At 64.0% G+C, this 17,277-nt stretch carries 15 protein-coding genes; 3 read left to right on the forward strand and 12 right to left on the reverse strand.

Annotation, left to right across the window (positions count from 1 at the left end; genetic code table 11):
• Positions 1-62: 62 nt before the first annotated feature.
• Positions 63-1,808 carry a cytochrome D1 domain-containing protein gene (locus tag WG899_RS16355; protein ID WP_339596726.1) on the reverse strand — a complete coding sequence of 582 codons (1,746 nt, stop codon included), beginning with the start codon at positions 1,806-1,808 and terminating at the stop codon, positions 63-65.
• A 174-nt stretch (positions 1,809-1,982) separates the two neighbouring features.
• On the opposite strand from WG899_RS16355, the gene cobA reads away from it, so the two are divergent.
• Positions 1,983-2,882 (forward strand): uroporphyrinogen-III C-methyltransferase, encoded by a 900-nt coding sequence (gene cobA / locus WG899_RS16360; RefSeq protein ID WP_339596727.1) that lies wholly within the window; start codon positions 1,983-1,985, stop codon positions 2,880-2,882.
• On the opposite strand, the gene WG899_RS16365 is transcribed toward cobA, so the two are convergent.
• The 11 genes from WG899_RS16365 to WG899_RS16415 all read right to left on the reverse strand — a co-directional run bounded on the left by WG899_RS16365 (position 2,869) and on the right by WG899_RS16415 (position 15,116).
• Positions 2,869-4,896 (reverse strand): M13 family metallopeptidase, encoded by a 2,028-nt coding sequence (locus WG899_RS16365; protein ID WP_339596728.1) that lies wholly within the window; start codon positions 4,894-4,896, stop codon positions 2,869-2,871. The genes cobA and WG899_RS16365 overlap by 14 nt on opposite strands.
• Before the next feature lie 94 nt (positions 4,897-4,990).
• Positions 4,991-7,084 carry a M13 family metallopeptidase gene (locus tag WG899_RS16370; RefSeq protein WP_339596729.1) on the reverse strand — a complete coding sequence of 698 codons (2,094 nt, stop codon included), beginning with the start codon at positions 7,082-7,084 and terminating at the stop codon, positions 4,991-4,993.
• A gap of 282 nt (positions 7,085-7,366) precedes the next feature.
• The gene (locus WG899_RS16375; protein WP_339596730.1) at positions 7,367-7,492 is read right to left on the reverse strand and encodes a hypothetical protein; all 126 of its coding nucleotides are present in this window, start codon (positions 7,490-7,492) and stop codon (positions 7,367-7,369) included.
• Positions 7,493-7,559: 67 nt separating this feature from the next.
• A complete protein-coding gene (locus tag WG899_RS16380) occupies positions 7,560-7,970 on the reverse strand; it encodes a ribonucleotide reductase subunit alpha (RefSeq protein ID WP_339596731.1) in 411 nt (136 codons plus the stop codon).
• Between the two features lie 42 nt (positions 7,971-8,012).
• Positions 8,013-8,483: a putative zinc-binding protein gene (locus tag WG899_RS16385; protein ID WP_339596732.1), complete on the reverse strand. Its 471-nt coding sequence runs from the start codon at positions 8,481-8,483 to the stop codon at positions 8,013-8,015.
• Positions 8,484-8,514: 31 nt separating this feature from the next.
• Positions 8,515-9,216: a Crp/Fnr family transcriptional regulator gene (locus tag WG899_RS16390; protein ID WP_339596733.1), complete on the reverse strand. Its 702-nt coding sequence runs from the start codon at positions 9,214-9,216 to the stop codon at positions 8,515-8,517.
• Positions 9,217-9,405: 189 nt separating this feature from the next.
• The gene (locus WG899_RS16395; RefSeq protein ID WP_339596734.1) at positions 9,406-11,271 is read right to left on the reverse strand and encodes a nitric oxide reductase activation protein NorD; all 1,866 of its coding nucleotides are present in this window, start codon (positions 11,269-11,271) and stop codon (positions 9,406-9,408) included.
• A gap of 42 nt (positions 11,272-11,313) precedes the next feature.
• Positions 11,314-12,351, reverse strand: coding sequence for a 4Fe-4S binding protein (locus WG899_RS16400; protein WP_339596735.1), 1,038 nt, complete (start codon positions 12,349-12,351; stop codon positions 11,314-11,316).
• On the reverse strand, positions 12,338-13,201 hold the full coding sequence (locus tag WG899_RS16405; RefSeq protein WP_339596736.1) for a CbbQ/NirQ/NorQ/GpvN family protein: 864 nt from the start codon (positions 13,199-13,201) through the stop codon (positions 12,338-12,340). Before WG899_RS16405 ends, WG899_RS16400 begins: the two co-directional genes overlap by 14 nt.
• 11 nt (positions 13,202-13,212) lie before the next feature.
• Positions 13,213-14,670, reverse strand: coding sequence for a cbb3-type cytochrome c oxidase subunit I (locus tag WG899_RS16410; protein WP_339596737.1), 1,458 nt, complete (start codon positions 14,668-14,670; stop codon positions 13,213-13,215).
• Between the two features lie 14 nt (positions 14,671-14,684).
• Entirely contained in the window at positions 14,685-15,116 is a 432-nt protein-coding gene (locus WG899_RS16415; protein WP_339596738.1) for a c-type cytochrome, read from the reverse strand.
• A gap of 158 nt (positions 15,117-15,274) precedes the next feature.
• Between WG899_RS16415 and WG899_RS16420 the strand changes: the two genes are divergently transcribed.
• Positions 15,275-16,429 (forward strand): MlaE family ABC transporter permease, encoded by a 1,155-nt coding sequence (locus WG899_RS16420; RefSeq protein ID WP_444718862.1) that lies wholly within the window; start codon positions 15,275-15,277, stop codon positions 16,427-16,429.
• Positions 16,430-17,260, forward strand: coding sequence for an ABC transporter ATP-binding protein (locus tag WG899_RS16425; protein ID WP_339596740.1), 831 nt, complete (start codon positions 16,430-16,432; stop codon positions 17,258-17,260).
• Positions 17,261-17,277: the final 17 nt, after the last annotated feature.

Consider the following 17,277-nt stretch of genomic DNA (forward strand, 5'->3'; position numbering starts at 1 on the left):
ATGAGTTCTCCTCGGATTGAAAGTTCAGCGCCCGCACGGGGCGGGCGCCTGGCTGGCTCACATCAATAGACGTCGTGCTGGGTGTTGTAGACGTTAAAGTGGCCGGTCGGTGTGATCAGGCGCGGGTCCTTGATCACGGCCTTCAGCTTCAAGGTCTTGTCATCCACGATCACCATGGCGCTTTGCTTGTTCTTGGCCGACCAGACCGAGAACCAGACTTCATCACCGGCCTTGTTGAACTCCGGTTGAACGACGCGTTTGGCGCCGTCATCGCTCAAGCCCGCCCATTCGGCGATCGGCAGCACGGTGTAGCCCTTGTCCAGGTTTTTGATGTCATAGACCGCCACCGATTGCGAGATCTTCGGATCCGGGTTCAGTGGTGAGTCCGAGTACAGGTGGCTGCTCTTCGGGTGGCTCTTGATGAACAAGGCGCCGCCGCCTTGGCCCTTCAGCTCAGCCACCTTCTTGAAGGCTTGCGCCTTGTGGCCCTTGGGGTCGGTGCCGATCAGGGAGATCGAGTCATCGCCCAGGTGACCGGTCGACCACACCGGACCATAGGTCGGGTGCACAAAATTGGCGCCACGTCCGGGGTGCGGGATCTTGCCGACATCGATCAGGGCGGTCAGCTTGCCGTCTTTGGCGTCAATCACCGAGATCTTGTTGCTCTGGTTGGCGGCCACCATGAAGTAGCGCTTGCTGGCGTCCCAGCCGCCGTCATGCAGGAACGGCGCCGAGCCGATTTCGGTGACCTTGAGCGCGTCGATGTTGGAGTAGTCCACCATCAACGTCTTGCCAGTTTCCTTGACGTTGACCACAAACTCGGGTTTGAAGTGCGAGGCCACGATCGAGGCCACGCGGGGCTCGGGGTGGTACTCCTGCGTGCCGACCACCATGCCGCGGGTGCTGACGATCTTCATCGGCTCCAGCGTGTCGCCCTTCATGATCACGTACTGGGGCGGCCAGTAGGCGCCGGCGATGGCCAGCTTGTCGGTGAAGTCGCCTTCCTTGCCCTTGTACTTGCTGGTGTCCACCGAACGGGCTTCCAGACCAATCCGTACTTCGGCGACGTTATCGGGCGTGGGCATCCACAGGTCGATCATATTGATCTTGGCATCGCGGCCAATCACAAACAGATAGCGGCCTGAGGCGGAGGTGCGCGAGATGTGCACCGCGTAGCCGGTCTTGACGATATTGATGATCTTCTTGGTGTCGCCGTCGATCAGCGCCACTTCGCCGGTGTCGCGCAAGGTGGTCGAGAAGATGTTCTCGATGTTGTAGTTGTTCATCTTCTTGGTCGGGCGCTGTTCCGGCGGAACAATGACCTTCCAGGTCGACTTCATCTGCGCCATGCCGAACTCGGGCGGCACCGGGGCGTCTTGCTGGATGTAGCGGGCCATCACGTCGACGGTCTTCTCGTCCATCTCACCCGAGGTCAGCCAGTTCGGCATGCCGGCGGCCGAGCCGTAGGCGATGAAGACCTTCAGGTAGTCGGTGCCTTTACCGATGGTGATGTCGGGGGTCAGCGGCTTGCCGGTGGCGCCCTTGCGCAGCACCCCGTGGCAGCCGGCACAGCGCTCGAAGTAGATCTTGCGACCCAGCTCGAACTCCGCCTGTGTCATCGGCGGCGCCTTGGGGTTGGCGCTTTGGTACATCGGCACGTCTCCCAGCGGCGAGGAGCCGGCCTGGTAGTTCATCTCGGCCGGTGTGACGTTCTTCTTCTCCTGCGCCTGTGCGCCGGAGGAAGCCAGAGCGGCCAGCGATGCCAGCGTCAGCGCCGCAAACCGGTACAGATGCGATGTTCTTCTCATTGCTCTACTCCATCAGAGGGGCCTGACTTGCGTCGAGGCCAGCAGCGTGACGGCCATGTTTTTCATGGGCTCGCGAGGGGCTGCGTTTCCTGTTGCGAGCAGAGGCATCCTCTCGCGCGTCGGCGTTCAAGTCCTTGAACTGGTTCAAGGACAGGGTCGGCCGCTGCTTTTCAAATGAGCTGCATCAAATTGACCTTGGAGCGCTGCATGAGCATGCTGGATGAACCGCTGTACTTTGGCACTTTGCGCAAGCTGGGCGTACCCAATGCCACCGCGGGCCGGCCGGCGCGCGTCACTCTGGTGGGCGCGGGTCCGGGGGACCCGGACTTGTTGACGGTGAAGGCCGCGCGCGCGCTCGGGCAGGCCAGTCTGGTGCTGTATGACCATCTGGTGTCCAAAGATGTGTTGAAGCTCTTGCCTGCCGACGCCGACCTGATCTATGTGGGCAAGGAAAGCGGCCAGCACACCTTGCCGCAAGAGGCCATCATCGAGCTGATGGTGCGTCTGGCCAAGAGCGGCAAGGCAGTGCTGCGCCTGAAGGGCGGCGACCCGTTCATCTTTGGCCGGGGCGGCGAGGAGGCGCAGGCCTTGGCCGCGGCGGGGATTCCTTTTGAAACCATTCCCGGCATCAGCGCCGCACAGGGCGCCGGGGCTTACGCCGGCATTCCACTGACACACCGCGACCATGCCTGCTCACTGGTGTTTGCCACCGGGCATTTACGCGGTGCCGCCGAGGGCGCTCATGGTGGGGAGCGCAGCGTGGATCTGGACTGGCCGATGCTGGCGCGTCCGAACCAAACGGTCGTGATCTATATGGGTTTGGGGGCGCTGCCCATCATCTGCGATCAGCTGATGGCGCACGGCGTGTCTCCCGACATGCCGGCCGCCTTGATTGAGAAGGCCAGCCTGCCCGAGCAGCGTTGCGTGGTCGGGCAGGTGCAGAGCTTGCCGTCGCTGGCCTTGCTGCACGCGATCAAGGCGCCGGCCTTGATCGTGATTGGCACCGTGGTCAGCCTGCAGACCGAATTGGCCGCAGGCATGGCCCAGCAAGCGGCGGGACTTACCAGATCCTGATCCGCTCGGACTCGGGCTTATGCAGCTTGTCGCCGGGCTTGGTGTCAAAGGCCTGGTGGAAGCCGTCGTGATTGATGGCCGTGCCGTTGGCGCGGAACTCGCCGGGCGAGTGCGGGTCGGTGGTCAGCATCTGCAGCGCGCGCTCCTCGCGGGCCTTTTCGCGCCAGATCTGCGAGAAGCCGAGGAAGAAGCGCTGCGCGCCGGTGTGGCCGCCGATCACCGCCGCCGGCTTGCCGGCCAGTGAGCGTTGATAGGCCTTGTAGGCGATCTGCAGACCCGACAAGTCGGCAATGTTTTCGCCCAGCGTCAGACGGCCGTTCAAGGTCTTGCCCGGAATCGGCTCGTAGGCCGCGAACTGCGCCACCAGACGGTCGGCGATGCCGTCGAAGGCCTTGCGGTCGGCCGGCGTCCACCAGTTGCGCAGCACGCCGTTGCCGTCGTACTGGCTGCCCTTGTCGTCGAAGCCATGGCTGATCTCATGGCCGATCACCGCGCCAATGGCACCGTAATTGACCGCGTCATCGGCGTTCATGTCGAAGAAGGGCGGCTGCAGGATGGCTGCGGGGAAGACGATCTCGTTGTTGTTGGGGCTGTAGTAAGCATTCACCGTCTGCGGCGTCAACCACCATTCGGCCCGGTCCACCGGTTTGCCGGCCTTGGCGACCATGCGCGCCCATTGGAAACCGGCAGCGCGCACGCTATTGCCGTAGGCGTCGCCGGGGCGAACTTCTAGCTTGCTGTAGTCGCGCCAGTTGTCGGGGTAGCCGATCTTGGTGACGTATTTGGACAGCTTGTCCTGGGCCTCGGCCTTGGTGGCGGCGCTCATCCAGTCGAGCTTGTCGATCGAGTCCTTGTAGGCCGCCAGCAGATTGTTCACCAGCGTCTGCATGCGGGCCTTGTAGGCCGGCGGGAAGTGGCGCGCCACATACAACTCGCCGATCGCCTCGCCGAGCGCGGCATTGGTCTCGGCGGTGGCCTTCTGCCAGCGTGGCAGCTCGGCCTTGGCGCCGGTCAGGGCCTGGCCTTGGAAGGCGAATTTGGCGTCGCGCAGCACCTGTGGCAGCAGTTCGGCGGCATTGTTCAGCGCATGCAGGCTCAGGTATTGCTGCCAGTCTGCCAATGGCACCTCGTCCACCAATTGCGCCAGCGCGCTGATCGCGCTGGGCTGCGACACCGTGATGCTGGTCGTCTCGCCCAGGCCGGCGCTTTGCATGAAACGGGCCCAGTCGAATCCGGGTGCCTTGGCGCTCAGCTCACCGCGGCTCATCGGGTTGTAGGTCTTCACCGGGTCGCGGTTCTCGACCTTGTCCCAGTGCATACCGGCCATGCGCTGCTCCAGCGCCATGACGCGCTCGGCCGTCGCGGCCGGGGCCTTGTCGCCGAGTTGGCCGGCCAGCGTGGTGAGGTAGTTGCGGTAGGCCTCGCGCGCCTTGGCCATGCGCGCGTCGTCTTGCTTGAGGTAGTAGTCGCGGTCGGGCATGCCCAGGCCGCTTTGCACCAGGCGAACGCCATTGACCAGCGGATTCTTGGCGTCTGCCATCACGAACACGCGCACCGGCGAGTGGCTACGTGTCTGGTTGGCGCCCAGCCAAGCGGCCAGTTCGGCCTTGGACTTCAGCGCGGCGATCTCGGCCAACAGCGGCTGAATCGGCGCCAGGCCCAGCTTGTCGATGCTGGCGGTATCCAGATAGGCAGCGTAGAAGTCAGCAATCTTTTGCCCATTGCTGCCCCTGGCTTGCGGCTTGGCTGTCAGCTCGTCGATCAGCTTGCGCACATGGGCATCGGACTGATCGCGCAGCAGCTCGAAGCTGCCATAACGCGATTTGTCAGCGGGGATCTCGGTTTGCTTGATCCAGCCGCCGTTGACGGCCTTGAACAGGTCGTCTTGCACCCGCACGCTCTTGTCAAAGCCGGGCAGGTCAAGGCCGGCTTGCGGCATCGGCGTGCTGGCCATGCTGGCGCAGGCGAGTTGGGTCAGCAAGGCCAGGGTGGAAATCTGTTTGATGTTCTTCATTGTTCGGTGGATTTTTGAACTCAGGGGAGGCATCGGCGGGCTTGTGGCCCGGCCAATGCTGTGCAGTTGCTCGGCAGATGCATTGCCGGATGCCTTACCAGAAGCGGATGCGCTCTTCGGTGGCCTTGAAGAGCTTGTCGCCCGGCTTGGTGCCGAAGGCTTGGTGGAAGGCATCGTGGTTGACGACGCCGCCATTGGCGCGGAATTCGCCGGGCGAATGCGGGTCGGCGGTCAGCTGTCGCAGCATCTGTTGCTCACGCGCTTTTTCGCGCCAGATTTGACCGAAGCCGAGGAAGAAACGCTGCTCGCCGCTGTAGCCCGCCTGCACCGGCGCGGGCTTGCCGCCGAGTGAGCGCTGGTAGGCCTTGTAGGCGATCTGCAGGCCCGACAGGTCGGCAATGTTCTCGCCCAGCGTCAGCTTGCCGTTGACGCGCTTGCCGGGCAGGGCCTGGTAGCCGTCAAACTGCGCGGCCAGGCGTTCACCCAGCATGCTGAAGGCCTTGGCGTCGGCCTCGGTCCACCAGTTGCGCAGCATGCCGTCGCCGTCGTACTGGGCGCCCTGGTCGTCAAAACCGTGGCTGATTTCGTGGCCGATGACCGCGCCGATGGCGCCGTAATTGACCGCGTCATCGGCGTTCATGTCAAAGAACGGCGGCTGCAGGATGGCGGCCGGGAAGACGATCTCGTTGACGGTTTCGTCGTAATAGGCGTTGACGGTTTGCGGCGTCATGCCCCATTCGCTGCGGTCTACTGGTTGGCCGGCCTTGGCAACCTCGCGGGCCCAGGCAAAGTGGCTGGCTCGCTGGCGATTGCCCAAGGCGTCGCCGGCGCGCACTTGCAGCGCGCTGTAGTCGCGCCACTTGTCCGGGTAGCCGATCTTGACCATGTACTTGGACAGCTTTTCTTGCGCGGCCTTTTGCGTCGCCGGGCTCATCCAGGACAGGCCCTGGATCGACTCCCCGAAGGCGGCCATCAGGTTTGCCACCAACTCTTGCATGCGGGCCTTGTGGGCGGGCGTGAAATGCTCGGCCACATAGATCTTGCCGACGGCCTCGCCCAGCGCCTCGTTGACCTCGCCGGTGCCTTGTTGCCAGCGTGGCAGCGGTGTCTTGGTGCCCGTCATGGCCTTGCCGTGGAAGGCAAAGGACGCATCGCGGAAGGCCTTCGGCAGCACCGCGGCATAGGCGTTGCCGGTGTGCAGCTTGGCGTAGAGCTTCCAGTCGGCCAAGGGCGCGGTCTCGAACAGCTTGGCAATGCCGATGGCGGCGCTGGGCTGGGTCACCGAGAGCTTGTCGATCTTGCTCAGCTGCGCACCGGCGAAGAAGCCGGCCCAGTCAAAACCAGGCGCTTGCGCGGCCAATTCGGCCGGTGTCATCGGGTTATAGGTCTTTTGTACATCGCGGTTGGCCACCGCGTCCCAGTGCAGTTCGGCGATCTTTTGCTCCAGCGCCAGCACGCGACGCGCCGCCTCGGCGGGCTTGGCCTCGCCGGTCAGGCGTGCCAAGGTGCTCAGGTAATGCAGGTAGTCGGCGCGAGCCTTGGCCATGCGCTTGTCGTCGCGGTTGACGAAGTAGTCGCGCTCGGGCAGGCCCAGGCCACCTTGGTAGGCGCGCACGCGGTTCAACAGCGGCTCCTTGGCGTCGGGGGCCACGATCAGGTTCAGCGGCAGGTTCAAAACGCCTTGCGAGCGGCCCAGCCAGGCGGCCAGTTGCTGGCGGTCTTGGATTGCGGCGATCTCGTCCAGCAGCGGCCGTAGGGTCTTCAGTCCGGCCTGGTCGATGGCGTCCGTGTCCATGAAGCCGGCGTAGAAGTCACCGATCTTTTGCTCGTTGCTGCCGGCCTGCTGGGGTTGTGCAGCCAGCTTCTCGACGATGGCGCGCACATGCGCGTCGGACTGGTCGCGCAGGATCTCGAAGCTGCCGTGCGAACCCTTGGACGCGGGGATCTGCGCCGTCTTCAGCCAACCGCCATTGACCGCGCGGAACAGGTCATCCTGCACCCGCACCTGGGGGTCATAGTGGGCCAAGTCGAGGCCGGGGGCGGCTGCGTTGCTGCCGATTTGGCTGCTGGCCTTGCTCAAGGCGTGACCGGTACTGCCGCTGGGGCCGGGGTAGCCCGCGGCGCCCGCATGGCTGAGGCCGGCGAGTTGAAGCAGCAGGACCAGGGTGCAGAGTTTGTTGGATTTCATGGGCGGAGATGAAAAGAGAGATTGGGAGTGGCGGCCGGCGTCGTCGGGTTTCGAGGACTGATGCGGGCGGGGCCTATAGCGCAGGGCGTCAGCCTAGCGGCCCGGGTTTGCCGTGCCGAAAGTCAGGCATGCGGACTTTCCCCTGTTTTGTGGGCTTTTGAAGACTTTCAAGTAGTTTCTGGCCCGGCTGAACGGACAAAGCCGCCGAAGCGGCGGCCTTGACTTGCGGCGGTGTCGCGTACCGTGCCGGTCCGCGCTGCACTATTGTCGCCGCAGCTCGGCTCAGTTAACCGAGCCGCCCAGCTGTGAGGAGGTCAGCACGCCCGTTTCAACCGACAGTAGGTAGGGCGTGGACATGGCCCAGGTCTTCAGATTGAAGCTGCCGCCTTGGGTCAGCAGCTTTTGCACGCTGACGCCGCGGAAGGTCAGCGGCTTTGCCGTGCCGACGAAACGGTGAAAAGGCCGGCCCGCCTCGTCAAGCAGCGTGCAGTCGCACCGGTTCGCCGGCCCGGTTGAAGGGGATGAAGGCGTCGAGGCGTCCGGCCTTGATGGATTCGACCATCTGATGCAAGGCGGCCTCGGCTTCGGTGGTGCTGGGCGCTTGGCCTGGGCTGCCCGATAGGCTGGTGGCAAACACGATCTGCCAGTTTGTCGTCAGCCGGTCGGCCTCGGCCGCCAGGGCCTCGAAGTTGGCCAAGTCCTGGGGGAGTTTGTCCACGCACATCATCGGCGTCAGCTCGCCGCCATGGCCGGCCTCAAAGTCGGCCCGCTGTTGTGGGCTGGCATTCTCCGGCAGCGTGGCGCCGGCAAACACCATCAACAGGCGCTGTGCGTCGATCTGCTGCGCTGCCGCGCTGAGCAGGTCTTGGAAGTGGGTGATTTGCATGGGCAGGGGGCTTGTCAGCGAACGAATGGACGGGATTGTCGGTCAGCTCGATGCACTTGCGCGGGCCGTCCTGGTTTCGCTGTCGCCGGCGCGGCCACAGTCATCGACCTTCGCTGGCGCGGCGTCGCCTACTTGCAGGGTCAACAGGCGCTTGCTGAGTTGCTCGAACAATTGATTGGCCTGCTCGGGGGCGAAGTCGGCTTGGTAGACTTTTTTGACGCCGAGGCGATGCAATTCGATATGGGCCGTTGCCTGCACCTCACGGCCGGCTAGGCTGTGCTTGACGCAGGCTAGCACGCAGCCGTCCAACGCCATGATGGGGCGCCCCTGGGCTTGCGCCTCGGTGGCCTTGCGCACCAAACTGGGTACGCCGCCGCCCACCCCGGCGATGCAACTCATTTCGGCCAATCCGGCTCGGTCGAGTCTAAGGGCCAGATGGTTGGCCAGTTGGGCGGCGCTGGAGCAGCCCGAGCAGCTGTAGACGAGGGGCAGATGGTCGCGGTCGCGGGCCATGAGGGGCTTGGCTTTCTGGGCTGGATGCGAGTTATTGCAGTTGGTAGCTGGCCAAGCCGCGGGTATTGAGGATGCAGATGTCGCGTCGGTCGATCTTGATCAGGCCCTCGGCCTCCAACTCATGCAAGACACGTGAGAAGTACTCCGGCGTCAGCGACAGGCGCGAGGCGATGGTGGCCTTGCTGACCGGCAGCGAGACGGTGATGGTGGTGCCGCTGACGTTGTCTTCCACCATATGGTCGCGCAGCAGATAGCCGATGACACGCTGGATGCCGCTGTGCAGGCAATAGGACTCGACATCGCTGATCAGGCCGTGCAGGCGTTTGGAGACGCCGGCCAGCATGCGCAGCGAGAAGCGTGGGTCGCGGGCGATCTCGTCCATCACCGCATCCTTGCTGATGGTCAGCAAAAAGGTTTCGCTGAGGGCTTGCGCGTTGACGATGTGGGCGCGGCCGGAAAACATCAGCGCCTCGCCGAAGGTGTTGCCGGGGCCGACCAGCTCGATGACCTTTTCGGCGCCGCTGGAGGAGAGGGCGAACAGTTTGACCTGGCCGGTCACCACCACATGGAATTCTTCGCAGCACTCGCCGACTCGAAAAATCGTGTCACCGCGACTCAGTCTTTGCAGCCGACAGCCCCGGTTGGCCAGGCGTTGCAATTCAGTGGTTTGCATGTCGGCGAACAGCGGCAGGACGGACAGGTAGCGCGGCAAATCGAACGAGGTGGCGGACATTGCGAAGGCTCCGAAGAAAGGCCGAGTGGGCTTGTTGGAGCGCGATTCTGCGGAGGCGGTCAGTGGCGAACTTGTGTTAGATCAAGTCCAGCCAGCGCCTAGTTCTTCAGAACGATGGGGCGAGCGGAAGACTAGTCCCTCGGTAGTTCTTGCGACCGAGGGCCGAAAGGATGATCCCCTTGATGTGCGTCAATTCCGAGTCAGCGAGGCGTACAGCTTGGGCAGGCGCAGCACCAAATCTTGCGGGCGATGCACCAGGGCATAGCCCTGGCTGCCGAACAGATGGGGCAGGTAGTCGTGGGCGGTTTCGTCGATGGTGACGCAAAACGGCGTCAGGCCGGCCGCCCGCGCCGCCTGCACCGCGTGGCGGGTGTCCTCGAGGCCAAATCGGCCCTCGTAATGATCGAGGTCGTTCGGTTTCCCATCGGTCAAGATCAGCAAGAGTCGTTGCCTTTCGGGTCGCTGGCTCAGCCGCGCCGTCGCGTGGCGGATGGCCGCGCCCATGCGGGTGTAATAGGCCGGTTTGATGGCGCCGACGCGGGCCTTGGGCCGTGGCCCCCAGCTTTCGTCGAAGCCCTTCAGGTGCTGGATGCGCACATGTTGTCGCCGTACCGACGAGAAGCCCAGCATCTCGAAGGCGTCGCCGACGCCGTCCAGCGCTTCGCCGAAGACAAACAAGGCCTCGCGAATCACGTCGATCACCCGCTGCGTGTTGTTGGCATAGGCGTCGGTGGACAGGCTCAGGTCGGCCATCACCAGGGCCGCCATGCTGCGTTCGGTCTTGAGCGTGCGGGCGTAGACGGCCGGTGAGTCGCTGTGCGCGCCGCTGGTGGCGTGCCGCACCCAGGCGTCGAGATCAATTTCTTCGCCGGCCTCCATGCCGCGCTGCCAGTGCGGGGCGGCGCGCAGCGTCTCCAAGCGTCGGCGTACGCGGCGAGCCGTCTGGCGCAAGGCGGGCGGTGCGGCGAAGGGCGGTGCTTCGGCATTGACATAGCGCTGCAGCGCGCAATGTTCGGGTTGCAGCAGCTGGCGTTTCCAGTCCCATTCGGGCAGGCGCTCGCCGGGCCCGAGCGGCGTGTCGTCGGCGGCGGCGCTGGGTAGATCGAGGTCGAACTTGACCCGCGCCGCCAGCGTTTGTCCGCCCTCGGTGACGGTGAGGGTCTGCATATCGTTGGCGGCAGCGACGGCATTGCCGTCTTCGTCGTCATCGTTGGCCCGGTTGACCTTGACGTACTCGGACCAACTCAGCAGCGACTCGGTGCGGAAGAACATCATCAAGCCGTCCTTGCGGCCGGCCTCGCTTTGCTGCTTGGCGTGGCGCCGGGTGCGGTCTTGTTCGGCCGGCTTGCTGCGCGAGCCCGCGTCATTGGCGGCGCCCCCCCGCTTGCCCAGCGGCGCGGCGACGCCATCGCAGGGCAGCAACCACAGCCATAGCGGGGCCAGCTGCTCCGGGCTCAGCCGAGGCAAGACCTGACCCTCTGTGCCGAACCCTGCGGCCGGCTGATCCTGTGGCGGCGGCAGCTGCTCCCGCCTCAGGATCGCTTGCAGCCGGAGTTCGGCCGTGCGAGCGGGTTCGCGCATGCCGGCGGGATCGGGGCGCTGGGCCAGATGAGCGGTCAGCAATTGCTGATAGCGCTCGCGCAGGCCCGGGAAAACTTCCAGCGCACGCGCGCTGGCATCGAGGTTGTCGCTGACCCAGTCGCCACTGTCCTCGAACACCGCCGACAAGGCGGCCAGCCAGAGGTAGAGCGTGCGATTCAATGCCGCTTGATCAAAGACGGCGATCTGGGCCGGCAGCGACAGCACATCCGTTTCCAACCGGGCCAGCGCCACCCGGCCGTCGACGCCGGCCACGCGTTGTAGCCAGCCGCGCGGCCCGCCGGTCTGGGCGGCCTGCGCCTCGCCGACACGGATGGCCGGGCTGCCGCCCGCGGCGCGGAACAGTAGGCCGATGGGTCGTTGCATCTGCTTCAAATTGACCGCCGCGGCCAGGTGCCGAGGGTCGGCGGCGCGGCTGATCAGGCGATGCCAGACTTGGCCAATCCACTCTTCCATATCAGTCCTCGCCTCTGCGCTCAAGCGGTTTATTGATGGGCATCACGCGCCTTCTTGGTCCTTCTCGGGCCGGGCGCCGCTGTCGGCCTGCCGATCGATTTTTCTTTGTCGCAAGGTCTCCCGCACCGCGTCCAGTCCGACCTGCCACTCCAGCAGTTGTTCGCGGCCTTGCGCGCCCTGCGAGCTTTCACAGGACTCGATGCATTGGCCGCACTGCACGCAGGAAAACATCATTCGTTTGATATTGCGCGGGTGCAGGCGCATCGGGCAGATCGAGTCGCAGGCGGAACCGCGAGGCTGGTCGCAGGATCGGCAGTCGCGCGCGTTGTCGCGATCGAAGGCGACCACCATGCCGCGCGGATTGGCCATCCAGGCCAGGCTTTGGAACAGGCCCACCGCACAGCCAAAACGGCAGAACAGATGGCGCGCGAAAGCGAACTCGGCCGTGAAGATCAGCGTGGCAATGCCCAGAAAGCGGGCCTGGTTGGGCGTCAGGCTGCCGTGCAGCAGATTGCCCCAGATTTCGGTCGGCGGCAGCAGATAGCTCAAGAGCGTGATGGCCCACAACGCGCCCATGAAGAGGCAGGAGAAAGCAAACACCGGCCACCAACGCGCCTGCGGCTGGCGGCCATGCCGATTGACGCGCACCCGGTCCCACAGGCTCAGCTTGCCGATGGCGCGGTGCAGCAGGTCGTTCAACAACTCGACCGCCGAGAAATGCGGGCACAGCCAACCACAGTAGAGCCGGCCGTAGCGCCAGGCGATGAAGAGAAAGCCGACGATCAACAGGATGGCCGGCAAGAAGGCGCGGCCAAAGATGTTCAGCGCCGTTTGCGCCGCGCTGGCCTGGCCGGCGCGGAAGGCATCCAGGCCCAGCGACCAGCGCTGGCCCAGAAACCAGAGTTGCGTTTCGTTGAGGTCGAAGCGCAGCAGATTGAGGGCCGGGGCCAGCACAAAGAGCAGGAAGAAGCCCAGTTGCAGGGCGCGCCGCAGTCGTTGCCGGCGTGCCTGGCGCAAAGCGCTGGCGCCGTTCTGGCGGACATGGGCCAGGGCGACCTGGTTTGGGTCAGCGGGCTTCACTGCAGACCGCCTGGACCAACTCATCGAGAGCGGCGGCGGTGTCTGCGTCATCGGTCAGCGCGTCAACAATGGCCGCCTGCACCGCGTGCCGCAAGCCCAGGCCCGAGCCCACCAAGCGGGCGGCTACCACCAGCAAACGGGTGCTGACTGTTTCTTCCAGATCATGGTCACTGAGGCGCCGCAAGGCGGTGGCCAGCTTGACCAGTTGGGCCGCCACGGCCGGCGCAACACCGGCCTCGGCTTCGATGATGGCCTGCTCGACCGTCGCGTTCGGGTAGCCCATGCAGAGCGCCACAAAGCGCTGGCGGGTGCTGGGCTTGAGGCTCTTCAACAGGTTTTGATAGCCGGGGTTGTAGGAGATCACCAGCATGAAACCGGGGGCCGCCTGCAATTGCTCTCCGGTGCGCTCGATCGGCAGCATGCGCCGGTCATCGGCCAGCGGATGCAGGACGACGGTGGTGTCGCGCCTTGCCTCCACCACCTCATCCAGATAACAGATGGCACCCTGGCGCACCGCGCGGGTCAGCGGGCCGTCGCACCACTGCGTGTTGCCCTCGCTGATCAGAAAGCGCCCGACCAGGTCGGAAGCACTCAGATCGTCGTGGCAGCTGACCGTGATCAAGGGCCGGTCCAGGCGGGCCGCCATATGTTCGACAAAGCGCGTCTTGCCGCAGCCGGTCGGCCCCTTGATCAGCAGCGGCAGGGCGTTGGCATGGGCATGCTCGAAGAGCCGGCATTCATCCCCTTGCGGGGCATAAAAAGGCAGCTCTTGCGAGAGACCCTGCGCGGCCGCTGGGCCTCGCCCCTCGGGCCAAGGCGGACTCAAATGCCGTGCGCTTTGCATCTCCATCATGCGATCCTTCAGTCAGCGCGCAGGCGTTGGGCCGGCTGGGCGCGCAGATTGCCTGTGCCACCGGGTACGCCCGACATGCTGGCTTCACTGACCGGCTCGCCGCCGATGAAGAAGCTGCTCAGATAGGTCAGCAAACCGATTAGGAACATCACGCCGCCGGCCATGCGGGTCCAGTAGAAGAAGCGCAGCTGATCCTGGGTGGCCATGAAGCCCATCGCGCCTTCGGTCGGCATGCGTTGCAGCCAGACCTGCAGGATGCCGGCGCCTGTCAGGGCCAGCACCATCACGCCCATCCCGATGGTCATGATCCAGAAGCTCCACATCTCGAAACTCTGGGCCTTGCGGCTGTTGGCAATGCGGCCGCGCAGCGTCGGCATGGCATAACTGATCATCGCAATGACCACCAGCACATAGGCGCCGTAGAAGGCCAGGTGGCCGTGGGCGGCTGTGACTTGGGTGCCGTGGGTGTAATAGTTGACCGAGCTCAGCGTGTGGATGAAGCCCCACAGACCGGCGCCCAGGAAACCCATCACCGAGGTGCCGATGGCCCACAGCAGGGCGGCCTGGTTCGGATGCTCACGGCGGCGACGCTGCACCATATTGAAGGCGAACACAGTCATCATGAAGAAGGGAATCGGCTCCAAGGCGGAGAAGATGCTGCCCACCCAGTGCCAGTAGCCGGGCAAACCGATGAAGTAGAAGTGGTGGCCGGTGCCGAGGATGCCAGTCATCAGGGCGAAGGCGATGATGACGTAGAGCCACTTGTCGATCACCTCACGGTCGACGCCGGTGGTCTTGATCAGCACGAAAGCCAGCAGGGCGCCGAGGATCAACTCCCACGTGCCTTCCACCCAGAGGTGGACGACGAACCACCAGTACATCTTGTCGCGCACCAGATTGTGCGGATTGACGAAGCTGAACAAAAACATGATGGCCAGGCCCCACAGGCCCAACAGCAGCACCAGTGAAATGCTGGTCTTGCGGCCCTTCAAGACCGTCATGCTGATGTTGAACAAAAAGCCCAGCGCCACCACGACGATGCCGAGTTTGGTCGGCAGCGGCTGCTCCAGGAACTCGCGCCCCATCGTCTGCAGCAGGTCATTGCCGGTCAACTCCGCCAGCTTGGCATAGGGCACGGCCAGGTAGCCGACGATGGTCAAGGCACCCGCCACCAGGAAGACCCAGAACAGGACCATGGCGAACTTGGGTGAGTACAACTCGGTCTCAGCCTCTTCGGGCACCAGGTAATAGGCCGAGCCCATGAAGCCGAACAGCAGCCACACGATCAAGAGATTCGTGTGCACCATGCGGGCTTGGTTGAAGGGGATGTAGGGGAACAGGAAGTCCCCGATCACGTACTGCAGGCCAAGCCCGAGGCCGAACACGATCTGCGCCGTGAACAAGGCCAGCGCGGCAATGAAGTAGTACTTCGCAACCGACTGTGATTTGTATTTGAGTGTTGTCATCTGCTGTGCTCCTGTCAGCCTTCGATGTTCGGCGGCCAGTTCTCGGTGTTGATCTCGCCGGTCCATTTCAGGAACTCAACCAAATCACCCAATTGCTGTTCGTTCAGATTGAACTGCGGCATCTGGCGGCGGCCCGGGGTGTGGGTCGGTTGGATCTTCATCCAGGCCTTGATGAACTCACCGCCGCGGCGCTTGTAGACATTGCCCAACTCGGGCGCGAAGTAGGCGCCTTCGCCCAGCAGCGTGTGGCAGCCGATGCAATTGCGCGTTTCCCAGATCTTCTTGCCGGCGACGACGGCGGGCGTGATCGCTTGTGCGTTCGAGCGTTGCGGGATGCGCTGCTCGCTGTCAAAAACGATGGCGGCAAAGACCAGGACGAAGAACACCGTCCCGCCCCAGAAGATATTGCGCGCCATCTGTTTGGTAAAACCTGCTCCATTGCCCATACGGACTCCTTGGCCTTTGTTTGAACCATCGATGTGATGGGCGATAGCCTAGGAGTCCGGCGAAGAAAAATCCTTGAACCGGTTCAAGAAGGGGGCTCAAGGGCAGATCAAAGCGCTGCATCGACGCTATGCTCCATGTCATCAAGATGGAGCAGTGGATGACGCAAGTCGATCCGGCGCCCGAGGGCGGCGCAGACAACAAGAGCAGGACTGCACCCGCGCTCAGCGTGAGTCGCGACGCCGAGGGCCGTGCCCTGGTGTGTCTGACGGGCGATTGGAGCCTGTTGCCGCTGCGCGAGCATTTTGAGAGTTTGGCCGAACAGGCCGCCGCTCTGGCTGACCCGGCCACGCGCTGGGACTTGAGTGGCTTAGCGCGGCTGGACAATGCCGGCGCCTTGTTGCTCTGGGACGCCTGGGGTCAGACCTTGCCTCCCGACACCGTTTGGCGGCCTGAGCATCAGGCCATGTTCTCCAAGCTGGTCGTGCCGCTGCCGCCGCGCCTGCCGAAACGGCGCCTGCCGCCCGGTGTCGATGCCTTTGGTCGCGACCTGCTGCTCTTGGCCGAGCACCTACTCGGGGCCACCCGCCTGCTCGGCCAGTTGGCGCTGGACTGTCAGCATCTGCTGCGCCATCCGGGGCAGATCGCCTGGCGCGACACCTCGGCCCATGTCTACCGCACCGGTGCGCAGGCGCTTGGCATCACGGCCTTGGTCGGCTTTTTGGTCGGGGTGACCCTGTCCTACTTGACCTCGCGTCAGTTGCGCGTTTTTGGCGCCGACATCTATGTGATCAATATCCTGGGCCTGAGTGTGTGGCGCGAGCTCGGGCCCTTGCTGGCGGCCATCTTGGTAGCGGGGCGCAGCGGTTCATCGATGACGGCGCAGCTGGGCGTTATGCGGGTCACGCAGGAGTTGGATGCCTTGTCGGTGATGGGTATCTCGCACACGATTCGGCTGGTGCTGCCGAAGATGGCGGCCTTGTCGATCGCCATGCCCCTGGTGGCGCTGTGGACCAGCGGCATGATTTTGGCCGGCGGCATGGTGGCGGCGCGGGCCACGCTGGGCCTGGAGTATCAGCAGTTCATCGAGGGCATTCCGGCGGTGGTGCCGGAAGCGAATTTGTGGTTGGGCCTGGGCAAGGCCCATGTCTTTGGTTTGTTGATCGCCTTTGTGGCCTGCCATTTCGGGCTGCGCATCAAGCCCAATAGCGAGAGTCTGGCCATCGGCACCACCAGCTCGGTGGTCAGCTCGATCACGGTGGTCATCATCGCGGACGCGGCCTTCGCGATCATCTTTCAGGAGCTGGGTCTCTAGATGGGGTCAGGTCTGAACACAGGACAGGAGGCACCGGTCATCGAGGTGCAGCAACTCACCTCCGTGCTGGGGCGCACCGTCATTCATCGCAATCTCAGCCTGGAGGTGCGGGCCGGCGAGGTCTTGGCCATCATCGGCGGCTCCGGCAGTGGCAAGACCACCTTGCTGCGCCTGATGTTGGGCTTGCTGCGGCCGGCGGCCGGCAAGGTGAAGATTTTTGGCCACGAGTTGAACGACTGCGATGCCGAGGCGCTGGCCGAGGTGCGCAACCGCTGGGGCGTTTTGTTTCAGCAAGGGGCGCTGTTTTCGGCGCTGAGCGTTTTTGACAATATTGCGCTGCCCTTGCGCGAGTTGAAGTCGGTGCCCAAACGCTTGCTCAGCGAGTTGGTGATGTTGAAAATTCATCAAGTGGGCTTGAGCGCTGCCGATGCCTTGAAGATGCCGGCCGAATTGTCCGGCGGCATGATCAAACGGGTCGCGCTGGCGCGTGCGCTGATTCTGGACCCGACGCTGTTGTTTCTGGATGAGCCCACGGCCGGCCTGGACCCCGCCAGTAGCAAGCGCTTTGTCAATCTGATCGAAGATTTGCGCAGTGAAATGAAGCTGACCGTGGTGATGGTGACGCATGATGTGGACACCTTGTTTGCTTTGGTCGACCGGGTGGCGGTCTTGTCTGAGCGGCATCTGGTGGCGCTGGGCAGCCTGCAAGAAGTGGTGCGGCAGCCGCATCCCTTTATCCGGGAGTTTTTCCTCGGGCATCTGGAGGAGTGTGATGAAGAACATATCCGCAAATACCGGGCCAGCCTGCGGCAAGCGCCTTTGGAGGCGTGAGCCGAGCCGGCTCGCCG

Source organism: Paucibacter hankyongi (genome assembly GCF_037482915.1).
In the GTDB taxonomy this organism is placed as follows: Bacteria; Pseudomonadota; Gammaproteobacteria; order Burkholderiales; family Burkholderiaceae_C; genus Paucibacter_A; species Paucibacter_A hankyongi.

Bases quoted from the DNA above. Each gene is read 5' to 3' on its own strand.
- WG899_RS16355 (WP_339596726.1), bottom strand. From the start codon at position 1,808: ATGAGAAGAACATCGCATCTGTACCGGTTTGCGGCGCTGACGCTGGCA.
- cobA (WP_339596727.1), top strand. From the start codon at position 1,983: ATGAGCTGCATCAAATTGACCTTGGAGCGCTGCATGAGCATGCTGGAT.
- WG899_RS16365 (WP_339596728.1), bottom strand. From the start codon at position 4,896: ATGAAGAACATCAAACAGATTTCCACCCTGGCCTTGCTGACCCAACTC.
- WG899_RS16370 (WP_339596729.1), bottom strand. From the start codon at position 7,084: ATGAAATCCAACAAACTCTGCACCCTGGTCCTGCTGCTTCAACTCGCC.
- WG899_RS16380 (WP_339596731.1), bottom strand. From the start codon at position 7,970: ATGCAAATCACCCACTTCCAAGACCTGCTCAGCGCGGCAGCGCAGCAG.
- WG899_RS16385 (WP_339596732.1), bottom strand. From the start codon at position 8,483: ATGGCCCGCGACCGCGACCATCTGCCCCTCGTCTACAGCTGCTCGGGC.
- WG899_RS16390 (WP_339596733.1), bottom strand. From the start codon at position 9,216: ATGTCCGCCACCTCGTTCGATTTGCCGCGCTACCTGTCCGTCCTGCCG.
- WG899_RS16395 (WP_339596734.1), bottom strand. From the start codon at position 11,271: ATGGAAGAGTGGATTGGCCAAGTCTGGCATCGCCTGATCAGCCGCGCC.
- WG899_RS16405 (WP_339596736.1), bottom strand. From the start codon at position 13,201: ATGGAGATGCAAAGCGCACGGCATTTGAGTCCGCCTTGGCCCGAGGGG.
- WG899_RS16410 (WP_339596737.1), bottom strand. From the start codon at position 14,670: ATGACAACACTCAAATACAAATCACAGTCGGTTGCGAAGTACTACTTC.
- WG899_RS16415 (WP_339596738.1), bottom strand. From the start codon at position 15,116: ATGGGCAATGGAGCAGGTTTTACCAAACAGATGGCGCGCAATATCTTC.
- WG899_RS16420 (WP_444718862.1), top strand. From the start codon at position 15,275: ATGACGCAAGTCGATCCGGCGCCCGAGGGCGGCGCAGACAACAAGAGC.
- WG899_RS16425 (WP_339596740.1), top strand. From the start codon at position 16,430: ATGGGGTCAGGTCTGAACACAGGACAGGAGGCACCGGTCATCGAGGTG.